General features: G+C 31.8%; 19 protein-coding genes and 1 pseudogene. All 20 read left to right on the top strand.

Features of this window, described 5'->3' with window-relative positions; all coding sequences use genetic code 11:
- Nucleotides 1–110 precede the first annotated feature (110 nt).
- The 20 genes and pseudogenes from OWK30_RS02230 (at nt 111) to OWK30_RS02135 (ending at nt 16,702) form a co-directional block, all read left to right on the top strand.
- Nucleotides 111–587 (top strand): ribosome maturation factor RimP, encoded by a 477-nt coding sequence (locus tag OWK30_RS02230; protein WP_423323186.1) that lies wholly within the window; start codon nt 111–113, stop codon nt 585–587.
- 8 nt (nt 588–595) lie between these two features.
- Nucleotides 596–1,915, top strand: a complete 1,320-nt coding sequence (gene nusA / locus OWK30_RS02225; RefSeq protein ID WP_423323185.1) for a transcription termination factor NusA — start codon at nt 596–598, stop codon at nt 1,913–1,915.
- Nucleotides 1,915–2,499 (top strand): DUF448 domain-containing protein, encoded by a 585-nt coding sequence (locus tag OWK30_RS02220; protein WP_423323184.1) that lies wholly within the window; start codon nt 1,915–1,917, stop codon nt 2,497–2,499. The genes nusA and OWK30_RS02220 overlap by 1 nt, the downstream gene beginning before the upstream one ends.
- Nucleotides 2,500–2,514: 15 nt before the next feature.
- The gene (infB, locus tag OWK30_RS02215) at nt 2,515–5,325 is read left to right on the top strand and encodes a translation initiation factor IF-2 (protein WP_423323183.1); all 2,811 of its coding nucleotides are present in this window, start codon (nt 2,515–2,517) and stop codon (nt 5,323–5,325) included.
- On the top strand, nt 5,315–5,611 hold the full coding sequence (locus OWK30_RS02210) for a DUF503 domain-containing protein (protein WP_423323182.1): 297 nt from the start codon (nt 5,315–5,317) through the stop codon (nt 5,609–5,611). Before infB ends, OWK30_RS02210 begins: the two co-directional genes overlap by 11 nt.
- A complete protein-coding gene (rbfA, locus tag OWK30_RS02205) occupies nt 5,612–5,962 on the top strand; it encodes a 30S ribosome-binding factor RbfA (RefSeq protein WP_423323181.1) in 351 nt (116 codons plus the stop codon).
- Nucleotides 5,952–6,086 carry a hypothetical protein gene (locus OWK30_RS02200; protein WP_423323180.1) on the top strand — a complete coding sequence of 45 codons (135 nt, stop codon included), beginning with the start codon at nt 5,952–5,954 and terminating at the stop codon, nt 6,084–6,086. The genes rbfA and OWK30_RS02200 overlap by 11 nt, the downstream gene beginning before the upstream one ends.
- A gap of 12 nt (nt 6,087–6,098) precedes the next feature.
- A pseudogene (locus OWK30_RS02195) lies at nt 6,099–6,848 on the top strand (hypothetical protein); the annotation flags it as partial.
- 93 nt (nt 6,849–6,941) lie between these two features.
- Nucleotides 6,942–7,211 carry a 30S ribosomal protein S15 gene (rpsO, locus tag OWK30_RS02190; protein WP_423323178.1) on the top strand — a complete coding sequence of 90 codons (270 nt, stop codon included), beginning with the start codon at nt 6,942–6,944 and terminating at the stop codon, nt 7,209–7,211.
- 3 nt (nt 7,212–7,214) lie between these two features.
- Nucleotides 7,215–9,314 (top strand): polyribonucleotide nucleotidyltransferase, encoded by a 2,100-nt coding sequence (pnp, locus tag OWK30_RS02185; protein WP_423323176.1) that lies wholly within the window; start codon nt 7,215–7,217, stop codon nt 9,312–9,314.
- A gap of 36 nt (nt 9,315–9,350) precedes the next feature.
- Nucleotides 9,351–9,788 carry a dUTP diphosphatase gene (gene dut, locus OWK30_RS02180; protein ID WP_423323174.1) on the top strand — a complete coding sequence of 146 codons (438 nt, stop codon included), beginning with the start codon at nt 9,351–9,353 and terminating at the stop codon, nt 9,786–9,788.
- Between the two features lie 27 nt (nt 9,789–9,815).
- On the top strand, nt 9,816–10,406 hold the full coding sequence (gene tsaB / locus OWK30_RS02175; RefSeq protein ID WP_423323172.1) for a tRNA (adenosine(37)-N6)-threonylcarbamoyltransferase complex dimerization subunit type 1 TsaB: 591 nt from the start codon (nt 9,816–9,818) through the stop codon (nt 10,404–10,406).
- The gene (gene rimI / locus OWK30_RS02170) at nt 10,384–10,806 is read left to right on the top strand and encodes a ribosomal protein S18-alanine N-acetyltransferase (protein WP_423323170.1); all 423 of its coding nucleotides are present in this window, start codon (nt 10,384–10,386) and stop codon (nt 10,804–10,806) included. Before tsaB ends, rimI begins: the two co-directional genes overlap by 23 nt.
- Nucleotides 10,807–10,809: 3 nt before the next feature.
- Nucleotides 10,810–11,046, top strand: coding sequence for a DUF465 domain-containing protein (locus tag OWK30_RS02165; RefSeq protein ID WP_423323168.1), 237 nt, complete (start codon nt 10,810–10,812; stop codon nt 11,044–11,046).
- Nucleotides 11,047–11,048: 2 nt separating this feature from the next.
- On the top strand, nt 11,049–12,203 hold the full coding sequence (gene metK, locus OWK30_RS02160) for a methionine adenosyltransferase (protein WP_423323166.1): 1,155 nt from the start codon (nt 11,049–11,051) through the stop codon (nt 12,201–12,203).
- 15 nt (nt 12,204–12,218) lie between these two features.
- Entirely contained in the window at nt 12,219–13,478 is a 1,260-nt protein-coding gene (ahcY, locus tag OWK30_RS02155) for an adenosylhomocysteinase (protein ID WP_423323164.1), read from the top strand.
- Nucleotides 13,479–13,482: 4 nt separating this feature from the next.
- Nucleotides 13,483–14,847 carry a dihydrolipoyl dehydrogenase family protein gene (locus OWK30_RS02150; RefSeq protein WP_423323162.1) on the top strand — a complete coding sequence of 455 codons (1,365 nt, stop codon included), beginning with the start codon at nt 13,483–13,485 and terminating at the stop codon, nt 14,845–14,847.
- Nucleotides 14,837–15,541: a lysophospholipid acyltransferase family protein gene (locus tag OWK30_RS02145; protein WP_423323160.1), complete on the top strand. Its 705-nt coding sequence runs from the start codon at nt 14,837–14,839 to the stop codon at nt 15,539–15,541. The genes OWK30_RS02150 and OWK30_RS02145 overlap by 11 nt, the downstream gene beginning before the upstream one ends.
- Nucleotides 15,534–16,031, top strand: a complete 498-nt coding sequence (gene folK, locus OWK30_RS02140; protein ID WP_423323158.1) for a 2-amino-4-hydroxy-6-hydroxymethyldihydropteridine diphosphokinase — start codon at nt 15,534–15,536, stop codon at nt 16,029–16,031. The genes OWK30_RS02145 and folK overlap by 8 nt, the downstream gene beginning before the upstream one ends.
- Nucleotides 16,022–16,702 (top strand): cytidylate kinase-like family protein, encoded by a 681-nt coding sequence (locus OWK30_RS02135; RefSeq protein WP_423323156.1) that lies wholly within the window; start codon nt 16,022–16,024, stop codon nt 16,700–16,702. Before folK ends, OWK30_RS02135 begins: the two co-directional genes overlap by 10 nt.
- Nucleotides 16,703–16,870 lie beyond the last annotated feature (168 nt).

Below are 16,870 nucleotides of genomic sequence, written 5' to 3'. Positions count from 1 at the left end.
CAAAACTGTTTGAATTATAATAAAAAATGTGGTTGAAATAAGAAAATTTTTGTGATAATCATTAAAACAAGTGGGCTTAGCCCACTTATTTTTTTGTAAAGGTTATGATAATGGATATTTTAAACGAAAAAATAATTAATGAGGTAGCTTTATTTTTTGAAAAAAATATTAAGAATAAACGAATAGAACTCTATGATATTGTTTTTAGAAGAGAAAAATATGGTTGGGTGTTGCGTATTTTTATAGATGGGGATTGTGTTGGGCTTGATGAATGTGTTTTGGTCAGTAAACTTGTTTCCAGATGGTTAGATGAAGTGGATATTGTACCTTATGAAAATTATCGTTTGGAAGTATCTACACCTGGAGCAAATAGAGAGATAAGAACATTTGATGAATTTAAAAAATACATTGGTAAATATTGTAAGATTAAAATGAAAGGACATGATAAGTATGGACGTATTAATTATAAAGGTTATATTAAGGGGATACAGGATGATTATGTGATTTTATATGTAGAAGAGGAAAATAAAAATTTTGAAATAGAATATGATAAGATTAAAAAAGCAAATTTAGATGTGAAGTTTTAGGAGGAAAGATGAAAGAACTAGCAAGAGTAGCTGATGAAATAGGTAGAGAAAAAGGGTTGTCAAGAGAAGTTTTGAGCGAAGCTCTTGAGGACTCCATTAGGGCTGCTGTGATTAGAAAATATGGGAGATTGACTGATCCTGAAGTGTCTGTGGATCTTGAGCGTGGTAAAATAGATATTAAAATACCGAAAGAGGTTGTGGAATCAATTGAAAATAAAAATTATGAAATCTTAATAAATGATGCAAAAAAAATTAAGCCTGATGCAGAATTAGGTGATGTAATAATGGTACCTATTTCCTTTGATGAACTTGGTAGACAAGCTGCTCTTGTTGCTAAACAAAGGCTTTTTGAAAGGATTAGAGATGCTGAAAAACAAGTTGTTTATGACGAGTTTCAAAGTAAGATTGGACAAATAGTTACAGGAGTTGTATTGAAATCTGATAAAGATAACATGATTGTCAGTATAGGTAAAACCGAAGCGCTAATGCCAAAAAGAGAAATAATTCCAGGGGATTACTATGATAGAGGTGATTATGTAAGAGCATTGTTGCTCGAAATAAGGGTTGTTAGGGGATGGCCTCAATTGATTCTGTCTAGAACTCATCCTGATTTTTTGAAAAAATTGTTTGAAGTGGAAATACCTGAGGTGTTTGAAGGTATAATAGAGGTAAAATCTGTTGCTAGGGAGCCTGGTGATAGAGCTAAGGTGGCTGTGTACTCAAAAAGTAGTAATATTGATCCTGTTGGTGCTTGTATTGGTTTAAAAGGGACGAGAATTAATGCTATTAGCAACGAATTACGAGGTGAGAAAATTGATGTAATTGAATGGTCTCCAGATCCTGTAAAATTTGTTTGTAATGCTTTATCTCCAGCGGAAGTAATTTTAACAAATATTTTCGAAGATGAAAAAACGATTGAGGTTGTGGTTCCAGATGATCAATTGTCGTTGGCTATTGGAAAAAAAGGCCAAAATGTTAGGCTCGCTGCAATGTTAACAGGTTGGAGATTGGATGTATTAAAAGAAAGTGAATATAACATAATAAGAAAAGAGAGAATGCAAGAACAGGAAGAAGAGTTGAAGGAGTTTTATGAGATATATAATCTTGAAAATATAGATATTTTGGATGAAAATATGATATCAAAGTTGCTTGAGCATGGTATTGATGATGTCGAGAAACTATCTACTGCAAGCGTAGATGAAGTTGTTATGGCTCTCGGTGTTAATGAGGATCAGGCTATTGTAATAATTAATAGTGCGATTGACTATTTAACAGAGAAACTTGATGAATTAGGTTATGAAGAAGAAATTTCTGATGAAGAGGAGTAATGGGTAACAAAGCTATTAGAAGCTGCATTGCATGCAATGCCCAAAGATACAAGGGTGAGTTGTTAAGATTTGTGATTGTTGATGGTCGGCTTGTGTTTGACTTAAAGCAGAAATTGGAAGGTCGTGGGTGCTATTTATGTTTTTCTAAGGAATGCTTTAAGAGAAGCACTAAAAAGAGATTGTTTCAGAAGCATTTAAAAAATAATATATTAGAAGATATTTCTTTTTTTACCTTATGTAAGAATGTTAGGGAAACTTATAAAAGATATATTTATACACTGATGAGAGTAAATATTGTTTCAAGAAACATTGTTGATGGTATTTTTAAGGTGAAGGAAGCTCTAAAAGAAGATAAGGTTTTTTTATGCCTATTTCCATCTGATATAAGTAAAAATAGTAAAGAAAAGCTTTTTAATTTGATTATTAGGAAAAAGGTGCCTTTTTATGTATTAGATGACAAAAAAACAGTTGCTATTAACATACACAGGCCTATTAGGAGCGCTTATGCTGTTATTGATAAAAAGTTAGCAAATGTTATGATAGGGCAGCTAGAAAAGATTAAGCAGATAAAAAAATGGATTTAGTAAGGGGTGTTTTATATGGCAAGATTTAAAATCGAAGAAGTTGCTGAAAAGCTTAAAATAACTACTGAAGAGGTTGTGAAAAAGTTAAAAGAGAGTGGTTATGAAGGTATTGATGTAAATAAAAGCATCGATGATAAAGCTGTTAAGCTACTAGGGTTGGATCCCAAAAAATTACAGATGGATAAAAGGCAGGAATTTTTGAAAAAGGCGCTGGAAAGGCGTAAAAGACACCCCAAACCAAAAGAAGTTGTGATTAAGGATCAAAGTGTTCAAAAAGAGAGAAAAAGGTTATCTAAAGAGGAACTTTTAAAGAAAAAGCTTGAATTGGAGAAAAGCTTAAAGAAGGTTGATGAGTTGCGTAGGAAAAAGCAAGAAGAGGTTAAAATAGAAACATCTTCTAAAGAGGTTAAAAAACAGATACTTGATACTGATAAAGATGAGTTTAAAGACGAGAAGAAAGCTATTCAAAAGAGTGAATTAAGAACAGATAAAGTTTCAAAAAAAGAAGTTCATGATGGAAAAGCGAGTAAAAAAGTAGAAGAAGATGCTACGGAAGATATTAAAAAAGATTTAAAAGGTAAAGGAATTATATCTGATGAAGATGTTGTTAAAAAAGATAAAGTAGATACTAATAAAGGGAAAAAACCATATCGTTCTCATAAAGCAAGTGATGTAAAAAGTAAGAAGGTTTATGTAAAAGAGAAAACTGATAAAGATGAAGTTAAAAAAGAAGCTAAACATTTACTTCAACCTAATTTAGAAAGTGAAAGTGATAAAGAATCTTTGAAAAAGAAGAAAAAAGATAAAGATGAAATTTTAGAAGTTAAAGAGATTAAAAAACCAAAAGGGAAGAAAGGAACTAAAAAGGTTAAGAATTTCCAAAGGGATATTTTGGAAGGCATAGACGAACTTGAGTTAGAGGAGGAGATAGAGAAAGTTGATGATAGTTTTACAGATGAAGAGGTAGTAACCGTTGAGGAAGAAGTATCTGAGAAAAAAGAAGTTATTGATGAAAAGAAAGAAAAAGAACCTAGAAAACCTATAAAGCCATCTAAAATTCAGATTGGTGAAAATGTTTCAATTACAGAACTGGCTAGGTTAATGGGTATAAAAGCTAATGAAATAGTAAAGAAACTTTTTGAAATGGGGGTTATGGCTAATATCACACAATCAATTGATGCTGAGACTGCACAGCTTTTGGGTGCTGAGTATGATATTGAAGTTGAAGTAAAAGTTGTTACTGAAGAAGATTTAATTCCTAAGTATGAGGATAAACCAGAAGATTTGAAATCTAGACCTCCAATTATAACTGTTATGGGACATGTGGATCATGGTAAAACTTCTCTTTTAGATAAAATTAGAAAAACCAAGGTTGCAGAAAAAGAGGCAGGAGGAATAACTCAGCATATAGGTGCTTATGAAGTTGATATGCCACAGGGTAAACTTGTGTTTCTTGATACTCCAGGACATGAAGCTTTTACAACATTGAGGGCAAGAGGAGCAAAAGTAACAGATATTGTTATCCTCGTTGTTGCTGCTGATGATGGGGTTATGCCTCAAACAAAAGAGGCAATCGACCATTCTAAAGCTGCAAATGTTCCAATAGTTGTAGCTATTAATAAAATTGATAAGCCCAATGCTAATCCTGAACATGTCAAGAGCCAACTTGCAGAGCTTGGAATTATATCAGATGAATGGGGCGGAGATTACCAGTTTCAGGAAGTTTCAGCTAAAACAGGACATGGTATAGATGAACTTTTAGAAAGAGTATGGTTAGAAGCTGAAATGCTTGAACTCAAAGCAAATCCTAAACGACCTGCTGAATGTGTAATTATTGAATCTAAGTTGGATAAGCATAGAGGTCCTGTTGCAACTGTTATTGTTCAAAATGGAACATTAAAAAAAGGTGATATTTTTGTTGTAGGTGCTCAATATGGTAAAGTTAGATCAATGTTTAACTTTCTTGGCAGGACGATAAAAGAAGCAGGTCCTTCTATTCCAGTAGAATTAATGGGGTTTTCTGAAGTTCCTGAGGCTGGAGAAAAGTTGATTGTTTTACCAAATGAAAAACTTGCAAAACAAATTGCTGAAATGAGAAAAGAGAAAAAGAGAGAAAAAGAGCTTCTTGAAAAAAGTAAAGTTAGTCTTACAGATATATTTAGTAAAATTCAAGAAGGTGAACTACAGGATCTTAATATAATTATAAAGGCTGATGTTCAAGGTTCTGTGGAGGCATTAAAAACTTCGTTGTTGAAGCTTTCTAATCAAGAGGTTAAAGTGAATGTTATCCATGATGGTGTAGGTGCGATAAGTGAGTCTGATGTTCTTTTGGCATCTGCCTCAAATGCTATAATTATAGGTTTTAATGTGAGGCCAGATGCAAAAGCAAAAGCTGCTAGTGAAAGGGAAAAGGTGGAAATTCATCTTTACTCTGTTATCTATGATGCTATAGAAGATGTTAAAAAAGCTATCGAAGGTATGCTTACGCCTGAAACAAAAGAAAATGTTGTTGGTAAGGTTGAGATTAGAAAAGTTTTTAATATTTCCAAAGTTGGTAGAGTTGCTGGTTGTTATGTCCTTGAAGGTAAGGTAACAAGAAATTCTAATGTTAGAATTTTAAGGGACAATATTGTAATTTACGATGGTAAAATAGGGACTCTGAAACGTTTTCAAGATGATGTTAAAGAGGTTGTGGCTGGGTATGAATGTGGTTTAACAATAGATAAGTATAATGACATAAAAGAAGGTGACATATTAGAAGTTTATGAGCTTGTTGAGGAAAAAAGGACTCTAAGTGATGTAAAAAAGGAAAGTAATGAGGAATAGTACATTTATTATTGGATTAGTTTTGTTTGAATTGGATATATCAAGTGCATTTTCTTTGAAAGATAAAAGGAGAGTTTTAAGTAGTTTGAAGTCACAGATGAAAAATAAGTTTAATGTTGCTGTTTCTGAAGTTGGTGATAAAGATGTGTGGAATAGAAGTGTATTGGCAGTTACTACGGTATCAGATAGCAGACGTTTAGTGGATGAAGTTTTACAAAAAATCATAAATTTTGTTGATAATTTTCATGAAATTAACATATTAAAAATGCATGAGGAAATATTATAGATGATGGAAAAAGGTTTACGTGCAAAAAGAGTTTCAGAATTACTAAGGGAAGAAATTTCAAGGTTGATAATTTATGAAGTCAAAGATCCTCTAGTAAAATCTGTTATAATCACTGCTGTTAAAGTTACTAATGATTTAAGTATTGCTAAAATTTACTTTCGCTCTTATGATATTGATGCAAATCTTAATAGTATTTTGTCTGGTTTAAATAGAAGTAAAGGATTCTTGAGAGAAAATATAAAGCGTTCATTGCGTTTAAAGAGAATTCCAACACTAGAATTTTTTATTGATGAAACTGTAGATGAAGGTCTTAAGATAGATCAGATAATAAAAAAGCTTCATGAGTCTTAACGGATTTGTAATTCTATACAAAGAGAAAAACATAAGCTCTTTTAAGGCAATTGATAAGTTGCGTAAAATTTTAGGTGTAAAAAAATGCGGTCATACAGGTACTCTTGATCCATTAGCTGAATGAGTTTTACCTGTATGTATTAACAGTGCTACTAAGTTTATCAAATATTTGAATGAAAATGAAAAAGAATATATCGCTGAGTTTAGATTAGGTATTTCCACTGATACTTTTGATATTACAGGAACGGTTATTGATGAAAATAAACAAAAAATTCCAAGATATGAAGATGTTAAAAATGTTTTAACTGAAATGATAGGTGATTTATTGTTACCTATACCTAGGTATTCTGCTGTTAAAATAGGCGGGGAAAGGGCGTATAAGCTTGCTAGACAGAAAAAAGACTTTGATACAGGTAGTAGAGTTTCAAGAATTTATCACGTTGAATTAGTGGAGTATCAATATCCTGTAGGAATTGTAAAAATAACGTGTTCTAAAGGAACGTATATAAGAAGTTTTGTAAATGAAATGGGTAAAAGATTGGGTTCATTTGCTACAATGAGCAATCTTATTAGAACTAGAAGTGGAGATTTTAGTATAAAAAATGCTTTAAAAATCAATGAGATTGAGGAAAAAATAAGGATTAATGATTATTCTTTTATTGTTCCTGTTTGGAAAGTGTTGTTATTTCCTACAGCTGTTGTTAAGGATGAATATTTAAAACTTGCAAAAAATGGTGGTAAATTAAGAAGGGCAATGTACTTGAAATTTCCTATAACAGATTTTGATAAATATTATTTTCTAAGTGATAGTAAAGGGAATATTTTTGCTATTGCTAAAAAGGAAGAAGGGTCAATCTTTCCTTTGAAGATTGAACATGTTTTTTAGTTAGGTTGGAAAATAATGACTTCAGAAAAATATAGATGTTGTATTTTAAAAAAAATTTGTTATAATATTTAACTTTGAAAATGGAGGTGTGTAATGGCGTTAGATTCAGTGAGAAAAAAAGAAATTATTGAAAAATTTAAAAGACATGAGGGGGATACTGGTTCTCCTGAAGTGCAAGTAGCTTTGCTTACTGAGAGAATTAAATATCTCACAGAACACTTTAAGCAACATCCAAAAGATCATCATTCAAGGAGAGGTCTTTTAATGTTAGTTGGTCAAAGGAGAAAACTTCTTGATTATTTAAGAAAAAAGGATTTCAACAGATATAAGAATCTGATTGAGGCGCTAGGATTAAGGAAGTAATAAATGGAAAAGAAAATATTTAGTTATGAAATTAAGCTAACAGAAGATAGTGACCCTATAATTTTTGAATCTGGTTGGAAAGCAAAGCAAACAAATGGAAGTATTTGGATAAAACAAGGTGGTTCCGTTGTCCTTGTTACTGCAGTTACAAGTGATGATGTTCCTGAGGATATTGATTTTTTCCCACTTACAGTGAATTATATTGAGAAATTTTATGCTGTTGGTAAGATCCCTGGTGGTTTTATAAAGAGGGAAGGTAAACCTTCTGACAGAGAAACGCTAATAGCTCGACTAATTGATAGACCTATTAGACCTCTTTTCCCTGAAGGATTTAGGAATGAAACTCAAATTGTCGCTACCGTAGTTTCTAGTGATCAGACAAATGCAACAGATATTTTAGCGTTAAATGCTGCAAGTGCTGCTTTGATGATTTCAGATATACCTTTTGAAGGTCCTATTGGAGCTGTTAGAGTAGGCAAGGTTAATGGTAGTTATGTTATTAATCCACCTGTGGCTTATTTAGATGAATTTGATATGAATATTGTTGTGGCTGGCACAAAAGATTCTATTGTTATGGTGGAAGCTGGAATGAAGAATTGTTCTGAGGATGATGTGATAAATGCTCTTGAATTTGGTCATGAAGCAATCAGGAAACTTGTAGATCTTCAGTTAAAAATGAGAGGTGAAATTGGGAAAGAAAAAATTGATTACAAAGATTTTAAAGTTTCAAATGAATTTGTAGAAGATACATATAATGAGTTAAGTGAAAAATTAAAAGAGGCTGTGTTACTTCCTAAAAAACTCGAAAAATATGCTGCTATTGAAAACATTAAAGAAGAATATTTTAAAAAGTTGCAGGAAAAACTTGGAGAAGAATTTGACCAAAAGAAAACTTTATATAATGAAGTATACCAAAAAGTAGAAAAAAAAGTTTTTCGTGAGATAACACTGAATTCTGGGCGTAGAATAGATGGAAGACGTTACGATGAAATAAGACCTATTGATATAGAAGTAGATTTACTTCCCTGTGCCCATGGTTCAGCACTTTTTACTCGTGGGGAAACACAAGCTCTTGTTACAACGACTTTAGGTACTAAGTTTGATAGTCAACTGTTGGATGATTTGGAAGGAGAAACATTTAAGCGCTTTATGCTTCATTATAATTTTCCTCCATACTCTGTTGGTGAAGTAAGTCCTCTAAGACCACCAGGAAGACGTGAGATAGGCCATGGTTTTTTAGCAGAAAGAGCTTTAACTCCTGTCATTCCAGATGAAAGTGTTTTTCCTTATACGATAAGGGTTGTATCTGAGATTCTTGAGTCTAATGGCTCTTCTTCTATGGCTACTGTATGTGGTGGTTCTCTTGCTTTAATGGATGCTGGTGTTCCTGTTAAAGATGTAGTAGCAGGGATTGCAATGGGATTAATCTATGAAGAAGATAAGTATGTGATTTTAAGTGATATTATGGGGATTGAGGATCATCTCGGTGATATGGATTTTAAAGTTGCTGGAACTGAAACTGGGATTACCGCGTTGCAGATGGATATTAAAATTAAGGGGCTTAAAAGAGAGATTCTTCAGCAAGCTCTTGAACAAGCTCGAGAAGGTAGATTGTTTATTTTAGCTAAGATGAAATCTATTCTTCCAGAGCCAAGAAAAGAGATTTCTCCTAATGCTCCAAAATTTGAAAAGATCAAGGTGAACCCTGAGAAAGTAGGGCTTTTAATAGGTCCTGCTGGTAAGACTATAAAAGCTATTATTGATAAGACTGGTGTAAAAATAGATATCTTGGAAGAAGGTGAGCTTCATATTTTTGGTAATAGTAAAGAAGCTATAGATGATGCTCTAGAAATGATAGAGGCTATAACCCAAGAATTAACTGTAGGTAAAATATATAATGCAAAAGTGAAAAGGGTCGTAGATTATGGTGCTTTTGTGGAGCTTTTCCCTGGAGTAGAAGGTTTATTGCATGTTTCACAATTTTCTAAAGAGAGAATTGAGAATATACGTGATCATGTAAAGGTAGGAGATACTCTTCAGGTACAGTATCTTGGGAAAGATGATCAAGGCAGGATTAAACTCAGTAGAAAAACAATAGAATAAAAGGAACCTTGATGGTTCCTTTTATGTTGATTAATTATGAGAATGTTGAAAATTAGAATAAAATGTTCTGAGAAAGATTTGGTACCAGAGTATAAGTCTCTTGGTTCTAGTGGAATGGATTTGCGTTCTGCAGTGGATGAGATTATACCTTCCGGTAAGTTTAAACTTATACCAACTGGTGTATATATTGAATTGCCAAATGGTTTTGAAGCACAAGTTAGACCAAGAAGTGGTTTGGCGTTAAAGCATGGAATTACAGTGTTAAATACGCCAGGTACTATAGATTCTGATTATAGAGGTGAAATAAAAGTTATACTTGTTAATTTTGGTAGTTCTGATTTTAGGATAAAAAGAGGGGATAGAATAGCTCAACTTGTTGTGTCAGAAGTTATAAAAGCTGACATAGAGATTATAGATGTTCTTTCGAAAACGGAAAGAGGATATGGTGGTTTTGGGTCAACTGGTGTTGACTAAAAGTTTTTTTAGTTTAGAATATAAGTAATGAAAACATTATTTTTAGATACATCTTCAAGATATTTATCTCTTACCATATATCAGTCTAAGGCAGTCATTTATAGTAATTCTATTTTATTAAAAAACAGATTTAATGAAGAATTGCTTTCTATTATTGATTTTGCTTTTAAGACATTAAAGATTGATAATAGTGAGATTGATGAGTATTACGTTGTGGTAGGTCCAGGGTCATTTACCGGTGTTAGAATAGGTGTATCAACTGCATTAGGGTTATCGTTGGCAACAGGAAAACAATTATACGGAATTACTTCTCTTGATGCAGCTGCATTAATACTAAATAAGTATACCAAACAAGTTAAGATTTCTGTGGCTACAAAACTCAGGTTAAATGAATATGCTTATAGAGAATACGACTTTAAAATGAACAAATATAGCGATTACTTAATTGTTAAAAAAGATGAAATATCTTCTAATACATATATATTAGGAGATTATTATATTAATGTTACAAGATGTTATGATCACAGTTTATTTAAGGATTTCATTAGAGGATATGAACCTTTTTATATGAGAAAATCACAGGCAGAGATTAACTTTGATAAGGCCTACAGTCTATGATGACTTAAACAAGATTTATATAATAGAGAAGGATGTTTATGAATCTCCATGGTGTTTTGATAGTTTTGTTAAAGAATTTTATAATCCTAGTTCACAAATATATGTTTATGAGTATAATAAGTTATTAGTAGGTTTTATTGTAATATGGGATTTTGGAAGTGAAGTTGATATTGCAAATATAGCTGTTTCAAAATCATACCAGGGTCAAGGTATTGGAGGTAAGTTGCTGAAATTTATTTTGAATTCTAAAAGAAATGCTGTCTTTTACCTTGAAGTTGAAGAAAATAATATAGCAGCAAGGAAATTATATACAAAGTTTGGTTTTATAGAATATAGCAAGAGGTTTAATTATTATGGTTTTGGTAAGCATGCAATTTTAATGAAATTAAAGAAGGGGTGAAATATGTTAGATAAGAATGATGCTATTGTTAAAGAATTGCTTGAAAAAAATGATGAATTCAGAAAGCTTTTTGAAGAACATATAAGATTAGAACAGGATTTAGAAGCTCTTTATAGTTTAAAATATTTTCCACCTGAGGTTGAACTAAAAATTAAAGAGATTAAATTTACAAAATTAAAAGGGAAAGATAGAATGAATCAAATAATAAAAGAGTACAAGGATAAAATTCAGGGAGAGTGATAATGGAAAGAAAGAAGTACGTTTTTACATCAGAGTCAGTAACAGAAGGTCATCCTGATAAAGTAGCAGATCAGATATCTGATGCGATATTAGATGCAATGTTAAAAGATGATCCATATAGCCGAGTAGCTTGTGAAACTATGGTGACAACAGGTTTGGCAGTGGTAGCTGGGGAGATAACTACAAGGACTTATGTTGATATACCAGGTATAGTTAGGGAAACAATAAAAGAGATAGGTTATACGAGAGCAAAATACGGTTTTGATTATGAGACTTGTGCTGTAATTACTACAATTGATAAGCAGTCACCCGATATAGCAATGGGTGTTGATACTGGTGGTGCAGGTGATCAGGGGTTAATGTTTGGTTTTGCCTGTGATGAGACAGAGGAGTTAATGCCTTTACCTATAATTTTAGCTCATAAGATATGCAAGCAATTGAGCGATGTTAGGAAACAAGGGATATTACACTATTTAAGGCCTGATGGTAAATCTCAGGTGACTATACAATATGAAGGTTTTAAACCAGTTAAGATAGATACAATAGTAGTTTCGACACAGCATTCACCTGAAGTGAAGTTACAGGATTTAAAAGAGGATATAATAGAGAAGGTTATAAAGCCGGTAGTTCCTAAAGAACTTTTGGATGAGGAAAGTATAACTTATCATATAAATCCCACAGGAAGGTTTGTTGTTGGCGGTCCTATGGGTGATTGTGGTTTGACAGGAAGGAAAATCATTGTGGATACATATGGCGGTGTAGGTAGACATGGCGGTGGTTGTTTTAGTGGTAAAGATCCATCAAAGGTTGATAGGAGTGCAGCATATGCTGCAAGATGGGTAGCTAAAAATATTGTAGCTGCTGGTCTTGCAAAAAGGTGTGAAATACAGCTTGCATATGCAATTGGAGTGGCATATCCAGTATCTATTATGGTGAATACATTTGGAACAGGTGTTATACCTGATGAAGAGATTGAGAGAATAGTAGAAAAGATTTTTGATTTGACTCCTAAAGGAATAATAGAGGCTCTTGATTTAAGAAAACCTATTTATAAGAAAACTGCAGCTTATGGACATTTTGGTAGAAAAGGGTTTAGTTGGGAGCAAATAGATAGAGTTGATGATATAAAAGAGTTAGCTGGGAAATTAGGTGCATAAGGGGAGGTTTATTAAATGAATTATGATATAAAAGATATAAATTTAGCAGAGTTGGGTAAAAAACGTATTCTTTGGGCAGATAAAGATATGCCAGTTTTGGCAAAAATAAGAGAAAGGTTTAGAAAAGAAAAGCCTTTTGCAGGGTTGAGAATGTCTTGTTGCCTTCATGTTACTGCTGAGACCGCAAATCTCATGAGAACTTTAAAAGCCGGTGGTGCAGATGTGGTGCTTTGTGCATCAAACCCACTCTCTACACAAGATGACGTAGCTGCTTCCCTTGTTAGAGATTTCGAAATACCTGTATTTGCTATAAAAGGGGAAGATAACGAAACGTATTATAAACATTTAGAAAGTGCTATTGCTCATTCTCCTAATATTACAATGGATGATGGTGCTGATTTAGTAAGTGAGATTTTGAAAAATCATTCTGAAATTTATGATCAAATTTTGGGTAGTATGGAGGAAACTACAACTGGTGTAATTAGACTTAAGTCTATGGAAAGGAATGGTATTTTAAGATTTCCTGTAATAGCAGTAAATGATGTGCAGACAAAATTTATGTTTGATAACAGATATGGTACGGGTCAATCTACTTTAGATGGGATTATTAGGGCTACAGATGTTTTGTTAGCTGGAAAAACTTTTGTGGTTGCAGGTTATGGCTGGTGTGGTAGAGGTCTTGCTGAAAGAGCAAGAGGAATGGGAGCCAATGTTATAGTAACAGAAGTTAATCCTATTAAAGCCCTTGAAGCGGCAATGGATGGTTTTAGAGTTATGGAAATGATCGATGCAGTAAAAGAAGCAGATATAATATGTACTGTGACAGGAAATATCCATGTGTTGAGAAAAGAGCATTTTGAAGTAATGAAGGATGGATGTTATGTATGTAACTCTGGTCATTTTGATGTAGAAATTGATATTCCAGCTTTGAAAGGACTTGCTAAAAATATTAACAAAAATGTAAGAAACTTTGTTGATGAATATATTTTAACTGATGGAAGAAAGATATATTTACTTGCTGAGGGTAGATTAGTGAATCTTAGTGCTGCTGAAGGGCATCCTGCTAGTGTTATGGATATGAGTTTTGCAACACAAGCTCTTGCATCAGAGTATGTTGTAAAGAATAAAGGGAAGTTAAAAAATAAAGTCTACATATTACCTGAGGAAATCGAACAAGATATAGCATCAACTAAACTTGCCACTATGGGGATTAGAATAGATCAGTTAACTGAAGAACAGAAAGAGTATTTGTCAGCTTGGGAAATAGGTACATAATATCATGGATAATTTTTTTGATGTAATTGTTATAGGTGCAGGTCCAGCCGGGATCAGTACTGCAAAGCAGCTAAATCAAAGAGGTAAATCTGTTCTTGTTGTAGATAATAATGTAGCTAATAATTATGTTCACAAGGGGAGTGTTTTATCAAACTCTGTTTTATATTATAGTTATCTGTATGATATGTTTATGAATAAAATAATAAATATCATAGATACAAAAGAAAAAGATGTGAAAATACATGTGAAAAAACTTAAAAAAAGTATTGATACGATAAAAAATAAGTTGAGTAGAATTTTTATTAATGAGCTTGTGGAAAATGATATTTCTTTGAAATCTGGTTTGGCAAAATTTTTAAATGAGGATTCTTTACTAATTGATGATGAATTATATAAGTTTGATTATGTTGTTATAGCAACAGGTTCTACTCCTAAAAGCTTGAAACTTGGAACAAAAATTAATTATTTAACACTTGATAATTTCTTAAATTTAGAATCGATTCCTGAAAATATAACAATTATTGGTGGAGGATATTTGGGAGTAGAGATTGCTGTTATTTTTAAGCGATTTGGTGCCAAAGTTGTAATTGTTGAGAAAGAAGATAAGCTTCTGAAAGATTTTGATGACTTTATTGTTAAAAAATTTGAGGATGCTCTTAGAAAAAGTGGTGTAACTATATTTAAAAATGTTGTACCTGAGAAAATTGAAAGAGTAGGTAGTAAGATAATAATCTTTCTAAATAATGGTGAAAAAATAGAAACTAATGAAGCTTTTGTATCGATAGGACGAGAACCTAACATATCAGGTTTGGATTTGGAAAAAGCTGGTATATTTGTTAAAGATGGTAGAATAAAACTTAACAACTATTTGCAAACCAGCAATAAAAAGGTTTATGTGGTTGGTGATGCCACTGGTTTTAATATGTTTGTTAATTGGTCTTATAAATCTTCTGAAATTGTTGTCGATAATATCTTAGGTGCAAAGAGAAATTATAAAAATGTAACAATTCCAAAAATTATTTATGCTGACCCAGAGATTGCTTCAATTGGAATCACTGAACAAAAAGCAAAAGAGCAAAAGATGAACTATGAAGTAATTAAGTATAGTTTTGCGGATATAGAGAAATCAGCTATTTTAGGCTTTTCGAAAGGAATAATAAAAATAATTTATAATAAAGATAACAATAAAATAGTTGGAGCACACGTGCTTGGTAAAGGTGCTTCTGAGCTTATAAATATTTTTGGTTTAATGATACAGTTGAAAGTGGGGGTAGAAAAGATAAAAACCTGTATTTTTAATAATCCCTTATTCGCTTCAATTTTGACAGATCTTAGTGAAGCAATTAAGGGGAAGTGTTGTGATTCTTAGTTACTTTTTTTGGATTGTTTTGATTTTGATAACGGTAATTACTATTATTGTTGGTGCACCTTTTGAAATTATTGGTTTAAAATTTAACAAAAAAAGTTTTTATAGATATATTGGATACTATTGGGGAAAATACTCATTAAAGGCTACATTCACAAAATTTGAAGTTAAAGGAATAGAAAATATTGATTTTACTAAAAACTACATTGTAATGGGAAATCACTTAAGCTATTTTGACATTTTTCTTGTATTTGTTGCCTTAAAAGACAAAGTTGTTTTTATGGCAAAAAAAGAGCTTTTTGCTATACCTTTTTTTGGTACAGTACTAAAGAGAATGAATTTTATTCCGGTCGATAGGGATAACCCAAGAGAAGCTATGAAAAGTTTAATAAAAGCGTCAAAAATGCTAAAAGAAGGTGATTCTATTTTAATGTTTCCAGAAGGTACCAGGTCCGAAGATGGTAAGTTACTTGAGTTTAAGCAAGGTGGATTTATCCTTGCAAAAAGAGCGGGGCTTGATATTTTACCTTTTGTAATCAGGGGAACTAATAAAGTGCTAGAGAAAAACAGTTTGAAAATTCATCCTTTTCAAAAAACTTCTATTACATTTTTACCGCCAATCTCTTCTGAAGGGAAAAAGGTAAATGATCTTGTTAAAGAAGTGCGCGACTCCATTTTTAAAGAGTTAAATGCATAGAGTTATTTTTTCTATAGGCTCTAATCTTGGAGACAAACTAAAAAATATATACACCTCGTTGTTGTTTCTTGAAAAAAAACTTGTATATATAAAAAAAGTATCTTCAGTTTATCGAACCAAATCACTTTTACTAGATGATCAACCTGATTATTTTAATATTGTGGTGAATGCAGAAACAAGGTTGTGCCAAATGAGGCTATTGAATGTGTGTAAAGAAATTGAAAAAAAAATGGGTAGAATTAATACTAAAAAGTGGATGTCAAGAGTTATCGATATTGATATAATTGATTACGACAGAAAAGTTTTTATTGCAGATAACTTAATCATACCACATTTGCAATTTCATAAGCGAAGCTTTGTTATTTATCCTATGAGGGATATTTGTCCAGATTATATTCATCCTATTAATAAGGAAAAGCTGGAATATTTTATTAAAAGAATAGAAAATGATCTTGCAATAAAAAGAGTAGGAGAACTTAAATGGCCGTAATTACTATTTCTAGAGAATATGGTTGTGCTGGTGAACTTGTTGCAGCAAAATTGAGTAAGCAACTAAATTATAAATATGTTAATAAAGAGTTGATTGAGTATATTGCCATTTTAATAGGAGTTCCTAAAGAGATGGTTGAAAAATATGATGAAGATATGCATTCTAGTTTTAAAGCTTTTATGTCAAAATATTTTGACATAAGTATGTTTAAGGATATTTTTGAAAAAGTTGAGGAGGCTGAGAAAGAAGTCAAGGTATTGGATGATGAGGATTTATTTGGTAACAGGTCATCTGTTACTCGTGTTATAGATAGTGAAATTTTTCATTCTATGGTAGAAAGGCTAATTACAAAACTTGCAGAAGAAGATAATGTTATAATTCTTGGGAGGGGAGCACAATGTGTTTTGCAACATTTTGGTAGAGCATTTCATTTTAGGTTATATGCTGATTTTGAAGACAGAATAAGGTGGGTGTCGGAAAATGAAAGTATTTCAAAGGAAGATGCAAAAAAAAAGATTATTGAAATAGACAAAAGAAAAAGAAATTTTGTGGAGCATTATTATAAAAGAAATATTGAAGACGGGAGTTTATATCACTTACTAATCAATATGTCAAAAGTTTCGATAGATGGTGCGGTAAGTATCATTTCTCAAATAGTGAGGTATTTTTAGATTAAAATAATCAAATTGGACAACAAAATAAGCAGAATTTTTTGCATTTTGATAGCATTATAGGAAATTTTGAGACATAATTTTTATATTCACAAAGATTTTTTCTTCTAAAATTTTATTTTTTATTGTGTAATTTTCTCATGTATAAAAATATGTAGAATTTTTGTA

The sequence above is a fragment of the Deferribacter abyssi genome (genome assembly GCF_049472655.1).
Lineage (GTDB): Bacteria > Chrysiogenota > Deferribacteres > Deferribacterales > Deferribacteraceae > Deferribacter > Deferribacter abyssi.
This window is presented reverse-complemented; position numbering and strand designations above follow the sequence as displayed.

Bases quoted from the DNA above. Each gene is read 5' to 3' on its own strand.
- OWK30_RS02230 (WP_423323186.1), top strand. From the start codon at position 111: ATGGATATTTTAAACGAAAAAATAATTAATGAGGTAGCTTTATTTTTT.
- nusA (WP_423323185.1), top strand. From the start codon at position 596: ATGAAAGAACTAGCAAGAGTAGCTGATGAAATAGGTAGAGAAAAAGGG.
- OWK30_RS02220 (WP_423323184.1), top strand. From the start codon at position 1,915: ATGGGTAACAAAGCTATTAGAAGCTGCATTGCATGCAATGCCCAAAGA.
- infB (WP_423323183.1), top strand. From the start codon at position 2,515: ATGGCAAGATTTAAAATCGAAGAAGTTGCTGAAAAGCTTAAAATAACT.
- OWK30_RS02210 (WP_423323182.1), top strand. From the start codon at position 5,315: ATGAGGAATAGTACATTTATTATTGGATTAGTTTTGTTTGAATTGGAT.
- rbfA (WP_423323181.1), top strand. From the start codon at position 5,612: ATGATGGAAAAAGGTTTACGTGCAAAAAGAGTTTCAGAATTACTAAGG.
- OWK30_RS02200 (WP_423323180.1), top strand. From the start codon at position 5,952: ATGAGTCTTAACGGATTTGTAATTCTATACAAAGAGAAAAACATAAGC.
- rpsO (WP_423323178.1), top strand. From the start codon at position 6,942: ATGGCGTTAGATTCAGTGAGAAAAAAAGAAATTATTGAAAAATTTAAA.
- pnp (WP_423323176.1), top strand. From the start codon at position 7,215: ATGGAAAAGAAAATATTTAGTTATGAAATTAAGCTAACAGAAGATAGT.
- dut (WP_423323174.1), top strand. From the start codon at position 9,351: ATGAGAATGTTGAAAATTAGAATAAAATGTTCTGAGAAAGATTTGGTA.
- tsaB (WP_423323172.1), top strand. From the start codon at position 9,816: ATGAAAACATTATTTTTAGATACATCTTCAAGATATTTATCTCTTACC.
- OWK30_RS02165 (WP_423323168.1), top strand. From the start codon at position 10,810: ATGTTAGATAAGAATGATGCTATTGTTAAAGAATTGCTTGAAAAAAAT.
- metK (WP_423323166.1), top strand. From the start codon at position 11,049: ATGGAAAGAAAGAAGTACGTTTTTACATCAGAGTCAGTAACAGAAGGT.
- ahcY (WP_423323164.1), top strand. From the start codon at position 12,219: ATGAATTATGATATAAAAGATATAAATTTAGCAGAGTTGGGTAAAAAA.
- OWK30_RS02150 (WP_423323162.1), top strand. From the start codon at position 13,483: ATGGATAATTTTTTTGATGTAATTGTTATAGGTGCAGGTCCAGCCGGG.
- folK (WP_423323158.1), top strand. From the start codon at position 15,534: ATGCATAGAGTTATTTTTTCTATAGGCTCTAATCTTGGAGACAAACTA.
- OWK30_RS02135 (WP_423323156.1), top strand. From the start codon at position 16,022: ATGGCCGTAATTACTATTTCTAGAGAATATGGTTGTGCTGGTGAACTT.